Here is a 13,527-nt window from a genome sequence, read left to right on the forward strand (position 1 = left end):
ATGGACGGACTGATAATAGGGCTTGACCTTTGCGATGCCTATACCCGCATATGCTGCCATGACAGGGAACAATCATGGTGCATTCCTACAGTCATCTGCAGGAAAAAGGATGAAGATGCCTGGTTTGTAGGGGAAGAGGCTTTTGCCTATACCCTTGTAGGCGAGGGCATTATTGTGGACAAGCTGATAAAAATGGTTAGGAAAGAAGGAACCGCTACCCTGGGCGGGACCAAGTACGAAGGTCTTGACCTTTTAAAGATGTTTTTAAAAAAGATATTAAAGCTTCCCATGGAAGAGTTCTTCTGCGAAGAGGTAAAGCAGCTGGTGATCACCATGCAGAAGGTGGATGGAAAGCTCATGGATGCGCTTATGTACTGCGCCGACTACTTAGAGATTCCAAGAGAACGGGTGCACATCATAAGCCATACGGAAAGCTTTGTATATTATGCCCTCAGCCAGAAAAAAGAGGTTTGGAGCAATCAGGTGGGTGTGTTTGACTTATCTGAGGACGCTTTCCACTATCATGAACTGAAGGTGCAGAGAGGCCTTCGGAAGATGGTGGTCATTGCGGAGAATGAGGCTTTGGAGGAAAGCTTTAATCTGGATATTCTGGGGACACCTTCCGGGGGAAAGCTTGCGGATAAAATCTTAAGCTCCTGTGCGGAAAGGCTTCTCCAGAAGAAATTATTTTCCTCCGTATTCCTGACGGGAAAAGGCTTTGAGCATCACGACTGGGCGGCGGATTCTATGAAGATACTCTGCTCCCGCCGGAAGGTCTATATGGAACCGGAGCTGTTTGCCAGGGGTGCGGCTTTTAGAGGAATGGATTATCTCCAGGAGAAGACCGCTTTTCCCTTTACCTGCATTTGTCAGGGGCGGCTTCATTCCACCGTTTCCATGCGGGTGCTCCACAAGGAACGGGAAAGCCAGCTTGTGGTTGCTGCTGCCGGAGACAGCTGGTATGAGGCAAAGAGCAGCGTGGATCTAATCGTGGATCATCAGGATTATGTGGAATTCATGGTAACGCCAATGGACCCAAAACAAAAAAGGCTGATCAAAATTCCGCTGGAAGGATTTCCTAAGCGGACGGACAGAACCCTGCGCGTAGGGATCAGCTTTGGATTTCTGGATGAAAAAACCATGGCAGTGGTACTAAAAGACAAAGGCTTTGGGGAATTGTTCCCGGCTACGGAGGCCGTAATAAGGCAAGAGGTTATGCTATGAGTCTGATTCTTTGCCGGCAGGAGCCGGTCAAACATCCTTTTTATTTTGAAGGCCTGGGAGTCCGTTTATTTTCCTCCCAGGAGCTTTGTTATGCGATCTATAACAATCCGCTTCTGGTGTTGGATCAATTTGTGGATGACAGCTTAATCCAGTTTATCAGGGAGGATTTGGATATGCCTTTTCTGGCTGCCAAGCTGGAGAAGTGGCAGCAAAGCGGCGAGGAGCCGGATGAGCTTCTTGTTATGATCCTTCATGAATGTGACTACTATACTGCCGACCAGGTCAGCCGGTTCCGCCAGAGCTTAGCCTCTTACCGCCGGATGCCTGCTTCGGAGTTTTTAAAGGCAAAGGCAGATTACCTGTTTTCAAGAAAGCAGTATGGAAAGGCTGCAGCCGAATACTGCCGGCTTCTTGACCTTCCAAAGGCAGACAGGATGGATGATGCCTTTCGGGCTAAAGTCTATAATAATCTGGGAGCAGCTTATGCCAGACTGTTTATGACGGACAAGGCCTGCCAGTCCTATCAAAAGTCCTTTGATCTGGTAAAAAACGGCGAAGTGTTAAAGAAAATATGTCATCTGTCCCAGTGGAATCCCAACCTTGTGTTAAATGAACGGTTTCAGGCGCTCATTACCGATGAATTAAAAGAGGAATGCCGGAGAGAAAAAGAAAATGCAGAAATCAAGGCAGCTGAGGCTGACAGCCTTCAGGAGCTGGAACGGCTGTTTCAAAAAGACCCGATCAAGCGTTTCCAGGGAGCCGGTGAGCTGATTCAGAAATGGAAACAGGAATACAGGAATATTATGTCTTGACAAATCCGTAAAAAGACACTATCATTACAAAGTATAAGAAAACACCCCGTGGGTATCCCGCTATGATCCAAAATCATGGGTAAAAATAAGAAAACACCCTGCGGGTATGCCTATATGCCCCAAAAGCATGGGCAGGAATAAGGAAAAGGTAGAGAAGAAGAGGAGTACGCTTATAACCCTGAAAGAGAAAACCGTCCACCGGCTGAAAGACGGTTAAGGAAGTGTATGCGGAAGGTAGCTTCGGAACCGGAAGGCTGAAATGACAGAAATGTACCTAGGCTTTCACGCGCAGCTGCGTTAAAGGCTCTGAGATATATGGCAGAATCTGTCATATGAATAAAGGTGGTACCGCGTTGATTCGCCCTTTGCATCCTGTGGATGCAGAGGGCTTTTTTTATGGGAAATTGGAAGGAGAAAATGAATGAAAGAATTGGAAAAAACCTATAATCCGGCAGGGATTGAAGGGAAACTTTATGAGAAATGGCTGGATAAAAAGTATTTTCATGCAAAACCCAACAAGGATAAAAAGCCCTTTACCATTGTAATGCCGCCGCCCAATATTACGGGACAGCTTCACATGGGGCATGCCCTTGACAACACCATGCAGGATATTCTGATCCGTTATAAGAGGATGCAGGGCTATGAGGCCCTTTGGCAGCCAGGCACGGACCATGCGGCCATTGCCACGGAAGTCAAGGTCATTGAGAGCTTAAAGAAGCAGGGCATTGAAAAAGAAGATCTGGGCAGGGATGGATTCCTGGAAAAATGCTGGGACTGGAGAAAGGAATACGGCGGACGGATCATCAACCAGCTTCATAAGATGGGCTCCTCCGCTGACTGGGACAGAGAGCGTTTTACCATGGATGAAGGCTGTTCTGAAGCCGTGCTGGAGGTGTTTATCCGGCTCTATGAAAAAGGCTATATTTACAAGGGTTCCCGTATTATAAACTGGTGCCCGGTATGCCAGACCTCTATTTCCGATGCTGAGGTGGAGCATGAGGACCAGAACGGTTTCTTCTGGCACATCAATTATCCCATTGCAGGAGAAGAAGGCAGGTTTGTGGAGATTGCGACCACCAGGCCGGAGACCCTTCTTGGAGATACTGCTGTGGCAGTCAATCCGGAGGATGAGCGCTACCAGGACTTGATCGGCAAAATGCTGGAGCTTCCTCTTACAGGCCGCGAAATACCGGTTGTAGCCGATTCCTATGTGGATAAGGAATTCGGTACCGGTTGTGTAAAGATCACCCCGGCCCATGACCCAAATGACTTTGAGGTTGGGAAGAGACACAGCCTTCCAGAGATCAACATCATGAACGACGATGCCACCATTAATCTTCCCGGCAGTAAATATCATGGCATGGAGCGTTATGAGGCCAGAAAAGCCATTGTAAAAGATCTTGAGGAGCTGGGACTGTTGGTGAAGGTGGCGCCCCATACCCATGCGGTAGGAACCCATGACCGCTGCAAGGCTACCGTAGAGCCTATGGTAAAGCAGCAGTGGTTTGTCAAAATGGAAGAAATGGCAAAGCCGGCCATTGAGGCCTTAAAGACCGGAAAACTGAAATTCGTTCCTGAGAGATTTGATAAGAGCTACCTTCACTGGCTTGAAAACATCCGTGACTGGTGTATTTCCAGGCAGCTTTGGTGGGGACACCGCATCCCGGCTTATTACTGTGACCGGTGCGGGGAGATCATCGTATCAAAAGAGGTTCCAACAGTATGCCCCAAATGCGGAGGAACCCATTTAACCCAGGATGAGGATACCCTTGACACCTGGTTTTCCTCTGCTCTCTGGCCTTTCTCCACCTTAGGCTGGCCGGAGGAAACAGAGGATTTAAGATATTTCTATCCCACGGATGTGCTGGTTACAGGCTATGATATTATTTTCTTCTGGGTAATCCGTATGGTATTTTCCGGAATTGAGCACACAGGAGAGCTTCCTTTCCATACCGTGCTGATGCATGGCCTGGTAAGAGATTCCGAAGGCCGCAAAATGAGCAAATCCTTAGGAAACGGCATCGATCCTTTAGAGGTTATTGAGAAGTACGGAGCCGACGCCTTGCGTATGACTCTGATCACCGGAAATGCCCCCGGCAATGACATGCGTTTCTACTGGGAACGTGTAGAGGCCAGCAGAAACTTTGCCAATAAAGTATGGAACGCTTCCCGTTTCATCATGATGAATATTGAGAAAGCACCGGATGCTAAGGCAGAGCTTTCAGAACTCACCCTTGCGGATAAATGGATCCTGTCCAAGGTAAACACCCTTACAAAGGATGTGACGGAAAACCTGGATAAGTATGAACTGGGAATTGCCCTTCAAAAGGTTTATGATTTTATCTGGGAGGAATTCTGCGACTGGTATATTGAGATGGTGAAGCCAAGGCTTTGGGATGATGAGGATAAGACAAAGGCGGCTGCCATCTGGACGTTAAAAACCGTGCTCATTAACTCCTTAAAGCTTCTCCATCCCTACATGCCCTTCCTCACTGAGGAGATCTTCTGCAATCTTCAGGAAGAAGAGGAATCCATCATGATTTCCAGCTGGCCGGAGTACCGGAAAGGCTGGAGCTTTGAAACAGAAGAGCATGCGGTTGAAACCATTAAGGAAGCCGTAAGAGGAATCCGGAACGTGCGTACGTCCATGAACGTTCCCCCAAGCAGGAAGGCAAAGATTTATGTTGTTTCTGAGAATCAGGAGATTCTTGATATCTTTGAGCGCAGCAAGGTGTTCTTTGCCACACTGGGTTATGCCGGTGAAGTGTATTTGCAGAAGGATAAAAGCGGCATAGCAGAAGATGCGGTATCCGCAGTAATCCATCAGGCAGTCATTTATATGCCTTTTGCGGAACTGGTGGATATTGAGAAAGAAATTGAGCGGTTAAAGAAAGAAGAAGAGCGCTTGAGCAAAGAGCTTGCCCGGGTTCAGGGTATGCTCAGCAACGAGAAGTTTGTCAGCAAGGCTCCTGCATCTAAAATTGAGGAGGAAAAAGCAAAGCTTGAGAAATATGCTCAGATGATGGATCAGGTAAAAGAAAGGCTTTCCCAGCTTTCTTAAATCTCCGTCTTGGAAAATCGACAATCTGGAACAGAATGTGAAAAACAGTCGAACATGGCAGAAAATGCTGTGTCCGGCTGTTTTTTCTTGCGCAGCAGGGGAGGAAGCCCCCCTTTTTTATTTTGTCCATTTGTCAGGAAGAGGGACAGGAAAGACCAAAGGGAACGTATGGTCTGTAAGAATCTGTCGGCAAATGCCGCGTCAGGATGGAAAAAGGCGATAAAAAATTGGAATCATCCCCATGGTTTTGACAAATTCTGAATGGCTTACTGGCTATAATGTTCGTACAGGGCGGGAGGTGAATGCGGCGACGGAAATAAACCTGTACATTGATGTGTTGTTCTTTATTAATTTTGCCATGGATTTTCTGGTATTATCCATTGTGAGAAGGGGGCTGAAGTACCGTCTCATATGGTGGAGAATGATTCTTGGGGCGATTTTGGGGGCAGCGTGGGCTGTGTTTGCTGCCGCCTTTCCATTTTTACCCCTATGGCTTGAAATGGTAATTACCTATTTGGCGGTGAGCACCCTGATGGTTGTGACGGCTTTCGACGTAAAAAGACCAAAGGAAATCGGGAAAGCGGTAGGAGCTCTTTACCTGGCTGCGGTTACAGCTGCAGGAATAATGGATGCCCTATATCAGCATACGAAGGCCGGCTATTATATAGAACAGATTCTTAGGGGAAATGGTCAGGAGGCCATACCCTTTTACCGGTTGATTTTTTTAGCAGCGGGTACTTACTTTGGAATCCGCTGCTTTCTGCGGCAGATTTCCGCCATGCTAAAGGGAAAGAGCAATTTTTATGAAGTTACCATGCATTACAGGGGAAAGAAAAAGGTTGTGACAGCTTTGCTTGATACAGGAAACAGGCTGTACGAACCGGTAAGTCGCCGGGCCGTCCATGTTGTGACCTATGAGGCCGTCCGGGAACTCTGCGAAAGTGTGTCAGAGGTCGTTTACATTCCCTTTGGAAGTGTTGGGAAAAGTGACGGCGTACTGCCCGGAATCTTTTTAGACGAGATGGAGGTACGTCAAGGGGATGAAGTGAAGGTGATTGAGAGGCCTCTGGTGGCCGTGTGCAAAATGGCATTATCCGAAAAAGGAGAATATCAGATGCTGCTGCATGAAGAGTGAGTGAATGATGTAAAGGAGAGAGTATCGCATGATTATAAAAGTATCCGTACCAAACCGTTTTCAGTTTAAGGCAATTCCAACATTTAAAACGCTGATGATGCCAAATCAGGGAGAGATCCATTATATAGGAGGCGCGGATATTCTTCCTCCGCCTCTGGACAATGAAAAAGAGGCGCAGATCATTGGCCTTCTTGGCAGCGATGATGACCAAAAGGCAAAATCAGAGTTAATTGAGCACAATCTGCGCCTTGTGGTTTACATAGCGAAAAAGTTTGATAATACCAGCGTTGGGGTGGAAGATTTGATTTCCATAGGTACCATTGGACTTATTAAGGCCATTAATACCTTTAATCCAACTAAGAACATTAAGCTGGCCACCTATGCCTCCCGCTGCATTGAAAACGAAATACTCATGTACCTGCGCCGGAACAATAAGACAAAGATGGAGGTTTCCATTGATGAGCCTTTGAATGTGGATTGGGATGGCAATGAGCTTCTTTTATCAGATATTCTCGGAACTGAGGAGGATGTGATCTATAAGGATTTAGAAACCGAGGTGGAACGAAACCTTCTTAATACCGCCATCAGCCGTTTAAGCCCAAGAGAGCGGAAGATCGTGGAACTGCGGTTTGGATTGACCGATGAGGAAGGGGAGGAAATGACCCAGAAGGAAGTTGCGGATTTATTGGGCATATCCCAATCCTACATATCAAGGCTGGAAAAGAAGATCATGAAGAGGTTGAAAAAAGAAATCGTACGGTTTGAGTGACATATTTTAGATGAAAAGAGGAAAGGCTCATGAGAGTCTTTTCTTTTTTTTTCTAAACATGCAACTTTTATTGAGTTATAATACGTCTAATAGATAGAACCCCAGAGAGGAGGAAAAAATGAAACAAAAGATTGAGGAAGAGGCAGAGAGAATCCTCTTAAAAAATTATGAGTCATATTACCGGCTTGCGTACAGTTATGTAAAAAATGAACAGGATGCCCTGGATATCGTTCAGGAGAGCGCATACCGGGTGATAAAGGAATGCAGGAAGCTGAGAGAAAAAACCTACTTATCCACCTGGATTTACCGGATCGTCATTAATGCCTCCATTGATTTTATAAGGAAGCAGAAACGGGTAAACGTAAGTCTTGATGAGGTGGAGATCTCCCATGAGGATCATTATAAAGAAGAAGATTACTTAGAGCTTTTAAATTCCCTGGAGGAAAAGGACCGTACCATTGTGATTTTAAAATATATAGAGGAATGGAAACTGGAAGAAATCGCTGAAATTCTGGAAATGAACGTGAGCACCGTTAAGGCCAGGCTTTACCGGGCTCTTAAGAAACTGAAGATTGTGCTGGAACCCGAGGCTACTTAGGAAAGAAAGGAGCAGTTACTATGGAACACAGTGACAAAGAAAAACTGTTGAAGATGAAAGAGGAATACCATCATATCCCCGTGCCGGAAGCTGCCCGCAAGGGAGTAATGGCAGGAATTGAGAAAGCAAAAAAAGAGAAGAGGAGAATTCAGATGATGAAAATGACAAAACGAACAGCAATGACAGGGGCTGCTGCTATGGCGGCTATTATAATCATGGCAAATGCCAGCCCGGTTACCGCAAACGCCATGGAAGATATCCCGGTTCTTGGGGCAATCGCAAAGGTTGTGACATTTCGCACCTTTGAGGATTCCAAACAGAATTATGAGGCAAAAATAGATGTTCCCAAGGTTTCCATCAATGAAAAGGACAACGACAAGGTAAACCGATCCATTGAAGAATATGCGGATCAGCTGATTTCTGAATATGAAAAGCAGGTGGCCGGAGATTTGGCAGGTGACGGCCACTATTCCGTAACTTCCAGCTATGATGTTGTGACGGACAACGAGAAGTACCTTTCCCTGCGGATCAATACAACGGTTATTATGGCCAGCGGAGCAGAGTCTGTGAAAATTTTCACTATCAATAAGGAGACGGGAAATGTAGTGTCTTTAAAGGATTTAATGAAGGATAAGCCTGACTATATTACTGCAATAAGCGATAACATCAAAAAGCAGATGACGGAACAAATGGCTGCAGATGATTCCAAAATGTATTTTTATAATACAGGAGACGACTTTACGGACGAATTCAAGCAGATCACAGGAGATGAAAGCTTTTATTTTAATGAAAATGGAGAGATTGTGATCGTATTTGACGAGTATGAAGTGGCGCCGGGATACATGGGCGCAGTGGAATTCACCATACCAAAGGACGTAACAGGATTATAACAGGAAGGTCCCAGCCGGCGGCGTGTCATATTCTGACATACCGCCGGCTGGGACCTTTCCGTTAATATGATGCATACCAATAATTTTACATTGAAGCTGTAAAATAGTACCAAGGAAATGTTTATTACAGCTGGCTGGTGGTATCAGACCTCCCTACGGCTGTTTCAAGAGTGTGCCACGGCATTACCGCACACTTTACCCGTGCGGGCAGATTAGAGATACTTTTTAATGCGGCGGCTTCTTCAAGGGGCTCCAAGTCCTGGTCATTTGTTATTTTACGCTGTATCATTGCGGTAAACAATTCGGCGAGACTTTTTGCCTCGGAGAGAGACTTTCCTTTTATCAGGTCAATCATCATGGAAGCTGATGCCTGGGAAATGGCGCAGCCTATCCCGGTGAAGGAAGCGTCCGTGATCTGGCCATGCTCGATCAGCAGCTCAAGTTCTATTTCATCCCCGCAGCTTGGATTTTTCCCTGCCAGGCTGACGCTGGCCTGTTCCAGATGGCGGCGGTTTCTTGTGGAGGTGCTGTGTTCGGTGATTATTTCTGTATAAATCTCATTTAGATTCAAGCTTCAACACCTCCCTGACCTTGCATATGGATTCTATCAAAACATCTATATCGTCTTTAGTATTGTAAAAGCATAAGCTGGCCCGGCAAGTAGCGTTCACGCCCATATGCCGCATAAGCGGGTGAGCGCAATGATGTCCTGAACGTATGGCCACGCCGTCCGCACTGAGTATTGTGGATACATCATGGGGATGTGCTCCGTCAATATTAAAGGAAATGACGCCCGTGCGGTCATGGCCGCTTTCCCGCCCGTAAACTGTAACGTAGGGGAGGGAAGTGAGGCGCGAAAGCGCATATCCGGTCAGCTCATGTTCAATCCGTCCAATCTGTTCATAACCGATATTTTCCAGATAATCAATTGCTGAGTGCAGGCCCACCGCACCTTCCACGTTTTGCGTACCGCCCTCAAATTTTGCAGGGCCGTCTGCGAAAGTGGCTGCCTGTTCACTTACATCGTCCACCATCCCTCCTCCAAACAGCAATGGCCGCATTTTTTTCAAATGTTCTTCTTTTGCGTACAAAACGCCGATCCCCATGGGAGCATACAGCTTATGACCTGAAAACGCCAGAAAATCCACGTCCAATGCCTGCACGTTGACCGGCAGATGGGGAATGCCCTGTGCGCCGTCCACCACAACAACAGCGCCTGCTTCATGGGCTTTTTTGACGATTTCCCCAATGGGATTAACGATCCCCAATACGTTGGAAACCATAGCGACCGCAACGATCCTGGTCCGGGCGGTTATTTTGGAGGCAATTTCTTCCGGCGTCAGCCTCCCGTTTTTATCAGTGTAAAGATACTTAAGATGCGCGCCTTTTGCTTTTGCAGCGGCCTGCCATGGGATTAAATTGCTGTGGTGCTCCGCGATGGAGATCAAGACTTCATCCCCTTCATGGAGGATATCCATGCCATAAGTGCCCGCTGCAAGATTGAGGGATTCGGTGGTTCCTTTCGTAAACACGATTTCCCCCGGACCTCCTGCACCTATGAAACCAGCGACCTTTTCCCTGGCGGTTTCATAAGCTTCCGTTGCTATCTCGCTTAAGGGATATGCCCCCCGGTGGGGGTTGGCGTTGTACTGCCGGTAATAATTTCCTACGGCTTCAATCACCTGTGCGGGCTTTTGGGTGGTAGCCGCATTGTCGAGATATACCAATCGTTTTCCGTTTTCCACGCTGTTTTTCAGCAGAGGAAAATCCTCTGAGTAATTAGTCCGCATCGCCCAGCACCTCCTTAATGAATGAGGAAATTTCTTCCTGCAGGCTCTCTGGTTCTATTTTTTCTAAAACAGAATTAAATGACGCCAGTGCAATGAGCTTGCGCGCCTCGTTTTTTCCTATCCCCCGGCTCATCAGGTAAAAGAGCTTGTTTTCGTCAATTTTGCCTGTAGTGGTGGCGTGCTGCCCTTCCACATCATCCTCACCGCACAAGAGCAGCGGTGCGGAAAGATTGACCGCATCAGAGCTCAGAACCAACACGCTTTCTTCTTCACGGCCTTTCGCACCTGCCGCACCTGGAAGAAAATCAAGGGTACTTTTGGCTGCCTTGCGCGCCTTGTCCAGAAGCACGCCCCGGACGTTGATATTCCCTTGCGTATTTTTCTCCTTGTATTCAATGCGGTAATTAAAATCAAGCTCCCTTTTGCGGTTTACAGCGTAAGCGCCGTCTAAATCAGCGGACGCGCCTTTCCCTGTAAGCTGTATGCTGCAGCCGGAGACGGATTTTTGCGTTCCTGCTTCAATCAGGACCACATGCACCTCTGCCCCTGTATCCACATTTACCTCTGTTGCGTCTATGCCGGTATGATTCTCTGCCAACCGCTGCGCCTTTATCAGCCGGATATTTGCGTCTGCTTTTACATGAAGGGTCGTGTATCCGCAGTGGAAACAGTTTGCAGTGTCGTCTGATGAATACCGCAGAACCACTGTTGCATCGCTCCCGGCTTCTGCGCTGATAAACAACTCCTCCGACAGCAGAGCGCTGCCGCTATCGAGATGAAAGTCCAGTATAATCGGTTCCTTTGCCGCGAACCCCGCCGGTATGGTGATATGCAGGCGGTAATTGTTAAGGTCCGCCGCGTATCTCCGGATATCCCCAAGGATGACCGGAGGATTTTCTGCTGCTTTCAATACAGGTCCATGGCTGATCTGAATCCCGGAATATTCCTTTTGCATTGGATTCCCGGCATAGGCGGGCATTCCGTCAAGATCGGTCACAACAGACGTATCGTTTATTTTCAGTGCGTTCCATGTTGGAATCTGCAGCTTGTTAAGCCTTTTTATAGTTTGATTCATGCCAACCTCCTTTTAACCGATACCGCCCTCAAATTCAAGGGCCACCAGCCTGTTCATTTCCACGGCGTATTCCAAAGGAAGCTCCTTTGTAATGGGTTCCACGAAACCGCGGACAATCAATGCCTTTGCCTCATTTTCACCGATTCCCCGTGTCATCAGGTAAAAAACCGTTTCTTCGCTGATCCGCCCGATTTTTGCTTCGTGTCCGATATCCACTTCGTCATTTCGTATATCCATTACAGGGATTGTGTCGGAGCGGCTTTCCCTATCCAGCATGAGGGATTCACAGCTTACGCTGGATTTACTGTTTTTCGCTTCAGGCAAAACGGTGACAGCGCTGCGGTAGATGGCTTTTCCGCCGTTTTTGGAGATGGATTTTGACGATACCGTTGATGAGGTATTGGGAGCGGCGTGAATTACCTTAGTGCCGGTATCCAGCTCCTGCCCTGCGGCGGCAAAGGTGATGCCCGTAAACTCACTTCTGGCACCTTCTCCCCGCAAAATACTGCTGGGATACAGCATGGTGATGTGGGAACCAAATGTACCGGAAACCCATTCAATTGCGCCGTTTTTTTCCACTGCAGCGCATTTTGAATTGAGGTTCATCATGTTCCTCGACCAGTTTTCGATGGTAGAATACCGCAGAGTCGCGTTTTCTCCAACATAAAGTTCCACACAGCCGGCGTGCAGATTCAGCGCGTTATACCGGGGAGCGGAACAGCCTTCAATGAAATGAAGCCGCGCGCCTTCCTCCAGAATGATCAGTGTATGCTCAAACTGGCCGGCTCCCGGCGCATTGAGCCGGAAATAGGATTGCAGCGGCATGCTGACTTCGACATCCTTTGGCACATAGACAAAGGACCCGCCTGACCAGACCGCTCCGTGCAGGGCCGCGAATTTATGTGCCGTGGCAGGAAGCAGTTTCATAAAGTGCTTTTTTACGATATCCTCATACTCGTGGAGAGCGGTATCCATATCGGTGTAAATGACACCCTGCTGGCGCATTTCTTCCTTAATGCTGTGATAAACGACCTCAGAATCATACTGTGCTCCCACGCCGGAGAGGGCCAGTTTTTCTGCTTCCGGGATGCCCAGCCGGTCGAATGTCTGCTTGATCTCTTCCGGGACCTCATTCCAATTATCCGTCATCCCCATATTCGGGCGAACATAGGTGACGATATGATTCATATCCAATTCGTGAAGACTTGGCCCCCAATTTGGCAAAGGAAGCCGTTCATAAACGGCGAGGGATTGCAATCGGTGTTCCAGCATCCAGCCCGGTTCGTTTTTTCCTGTGGAGATATCGGTGACGATTTTTGCAGTCAGCCCCTTATCTACCTTATACGCGGCATTTTCCGGATTGGCAATGTCATAGGCATCACGGTTGATTTCCGCAACCTGCGTCTTTTTACGTTCCATTATGACACCCCCTGGGCTGCTTTGGTAAGTGAGAGAGAAGTGAAGCCGCTGCGGTTCACCTCATCAATCAGCGAGGCGTCTCCGGTTTTGATGATCTGCCCGTCAATTAAAATATGCACCTGATCAACATTGATATTTTCTAAAATTTTTGTGCTGTGGGTGATGATAAGCAGAGCGTTTTCTTCGTTTTTATAGCCTCTTACACCCTCTGATACCGTTTTAACGGCATCAACATCCAGGCCGGAATCTGTTTCATCTAAAATAGCCAGTTTTGGGTGAAGTGCCAGCAGCTGAAGTATTTCATGTTTCTTCTTTTCACCGCCGGAAAACCCGACGTTTAAATACCGTGCAGCGTAGCTCTCGTCAAAATCCAGACGTGCCATAAGCCCCTTTAATTCCTTATGGAAGTCCCAGGCCCGTTCGTTGCTGCCGGTGATCGCAAACCGCGCCGTGCGCAGAAAGCTTTCCACGGTGATCCCGTCTACTTCCTCAGGATTTTGAAATGTCATAAAGATGCCTTTTCTCGCTCTTTCATCTGTCTTGGTATAGGTGATGTCCTCATCTTCAAACAGGATTCGTCCATCCGTCACCGTATAGTCCGGATGACCCATGATGACACTTGCCAGCGTGGACTTTCCCGCGCCGTTCGGTCCCATGATCACATGGGTTTCTCCCGGATTTATTATTAAATCAACCCCCTTGAGGATTTCGTTGTCACCTGCATAAGCTTTTAATCCCGAAATAGTAAGCATAT

General features: G+C 47.5%; 12 protein-coding genes and 1 other annotated feature. Of the genes, 7 read left to right on the forward strand and 5 right to left on the reverse strand.

What is annotated here, in order from left to right; all coding sequences use genetic code 11:
- The 7 genes from K401_RS0121505 (at position 1) to rsiV (ending at position 8,489) form a co-directional block, all read left to right on the forward strand.
- Complete coding sequence (locus tag K401_RS0121505; protein WP_024294892.1) at positions 1–1,224, forward strand: DUF5716 family protein; 1,224 nt, start codon at positions 1–3, stop codon at positions 1,222–1,224.
- Entirely contained in the window at positions 1,221–2,036 is an 816-nt protein-coding gene (locus tag K401_RS0121510; RefSeq protein ID WP_024294893.1) for a hypothetical protein, read from the forward strand. The genes K401_RS0121505 and K401_RS0121510 overlap by 4 nt, the downstream gene beginning before the upstream one ends.
- Positions 2,037–2,178: 142 nt before the next feature.
- Positions 2,179–2,405, forward strand: a binding site (T-box leader).
- A gap of 52 nt (positions 2,406–2,457) precedes the next feature.
- A complete protein-coding gene (locus K401_RS0121520; protein WP_024294894.1) occupies positions 2,458–5,097 on the forward strand; it encodes a valine--tRNA ligase in 2,640 nt (879 codons plus the stop codon).
- A gap of 241 nt (positions 5,098–5,338) precedes the next feature.
- Positions 5,339–6,232 (forward strand): sigma-E processing peptidase SpoIIGA, encoded by an 894-nt coding sequence (locus tag K401_RS0121530; RefSeq protein WP_024294896.1) that lies wholly within the window; start codon positions 5,339–5,341, stop codon positions 6,230–6,232.
- 28 nt (positions 6,233–6,260) lie between these two features.
- Positions 6,261–7,001, forward strand: a complete 741-nt coding sequence (gene sigE, locus K401_RS0121535) for an RNA polymerase sporulation sigma factor SigE (RefSeq protein ID WP_024294897.1) — start codon at positions 6,261–6,263, stop codon at positions 6,999–7,001.
- Between the two features lie 118 nt (positions 7,002–7,119).
- Positions 7,120–7,599 carry an RNA polymerase sigma factor gene (locus K401_RS0121540; protein ID WP_024294898.1) on the forward strand — a complete coding sequence of 160 codons (480 nt, stop codon included), beginning with the start codon at positions 7,120–7,122 and terminating at the stop codon, positions 7,597–7,599.
- A 20-nt stretch (positions 7,600–7,619) separates the two neighbouring features.
- Positions 7,620–8,489 carry an anti-sigma-V factor RsiV gene (rsiV, locus tag K401_RS0121545; protein ID WP_024294899.1) on the forward strand — a complete coding sequence of 290 codons (870 nt, stop codon included), beginning with the start codon at positions 7,620–7,622 and terminating at the stop codon, positions 8,487–8,489.
- Between the two features lie 124 nt (positions 8,490–8,613).
- Here the strand turns inward: rsiV and sufU are convergent, their stop codons facing one another.
- The 5 genes from sufU to sufC are packed head-to-tail and all read right to left on the reverse strand — an operon-like array spanning position 8,614 to position 13,525.
- Positions 8,614–9,060 (reverse strand): Fe-S cluster assembly sulfur transfer protein SufU, encoded by a 447-nt coding sequence (sufU, locus tag K401_RS0121550; protein WP_024294900.1) that lies wholly within the window; start codon positions 9,058–9,060, stop codon positions 8,614–8,616.
- Positions 9,047–10,279 (reverse strand): cysteine desulfurase, encoded by a 1,233-nt coding sequence (locus tag K401_RS0121555; protein WP_024294901.1) that lies wholly within the window; start codon positions 10,277–10,279, stop codon positions 9,047–9,049. The genes sufU and K401_RS0121555 overlap by 14 nt, the downstream gene beginning before the upstream one ends.
- The gene (gene sufD, locus K401_RS0121560; protein ID WP_024294902.1) at positions 10,269–11,354 is read right to left on the reverse strand and encodes a Fe-S cluster assembly protein SufD; all 1,086 of its coding nucleotides are present in this window, start codon (positions 11,352–11,354) and stop codon (positions 10,269–10,271) included. The genes K401_RS0121555 and sufD overlap by 11 nt, the downstream gene beginning before the upstream one ends.
- 12 nt (positions 11,355–11,366) lie before the next feature.
- On the reverse strand, positions 11,367–12,773 hold the full coding sequence (gene sufB / locus K401_RS0121565) for a Fe-S cluster assembly protein SufB (protein ID WP_024294903.1): 1,407 nt from the start codon (positions 12,771–12,773) through the stop codon (positions 11,367–11,369).
- Positions 12,773–13,525, reverse strand: a complete 753-nt coding sequence (sufC, locus tag K401_RS0121570) for a Fe-S cluster assembly ATPase SufC (RefSeq protein ID WP_027352358.1) — start codon at positions 13,523–13,525, stop codon at positions 12,773–12,775. The genes sufB and sufC overlap by 1 nt, the downstream gene beginning before the upstream one ends.
- Positions 13,526–13,527 lie beyond the last annotated feature (2 nt).

It is taken from the genome of Lacrimispora indolis DSM 755 (genome assembly GCF_000526995.1).
GTDB lineage: Bacteria > Bacillota > Clostridia > Lachnospirales > Lachnospiraceae > Lacrimispora > Lacrimispora indolis.